Origin of the sequence: Sphingomonas sp. Leaf30, from assembly GCF_001422525.1 — a bacterium.
In the GTDB taxonomy this organism is placed as follows: domain Bacteria; phylum Pseudomonadota; class Alphaproteobacteria; order Sphingomonadales; family Sphingomonadaceae; genus Sphingomonas; species Sphingomonas aerolata.
Genome location: NZ_LMKZ01000019.1, coordinates 1 through 382 on the forward strand (window position 1 = coordinate 1; position 382 = coordinate 382).

Genomic DNA, 382 nt, shown 5'->3' on the forward strand with positions numbered 1-382 from the left:
CCGGGCGAACGACCGGAATTATGCGGAGTCACTTGACTCTTAAATCTACATATGTTGCTCTGCGCCTACAGCGAGGGTGGTGAGGTTCGACGCTTACGGCCGACAAAACGCCGCCTAGGTGTGGGCAGAACCGACGGGGACACAGCGTCCGACGCGGTGACAGGGGAGCGAAGATGTGGCGAGTTATCAGCCTAGGTGTCGTCGCTGCCGGCACTGTCTTGCTCATTACTCTTCTCGTCTTCCTGCGTAAGCCTGTCGTTGATGCCGGTGAGGCCGGCCTTTTCGCCAACGACTGCTGCGGCACGGTAAAGCTGGCCGGCGGCAAGATGCTGCTCAATGATCAGCGGACGGTATCCTACGTTGTCGCGAGAGATGCAGATGG

The 382-nt window shown here is 59.2% G+C and carries 1 protein-coding gene; it reads right to left on the reverse strand.

The genetic code is table 11. The annotated features are described in order from the left end of the window. Positions 1–191 precede the first annotated feature (191 nt). Positions 192–382: hypothetical protein (locus ASE89_RS20900; RefSeq protein WP_168427724.1), on the reverse strand; the 191-nt coding region annotated here is incomplete at its 5' end.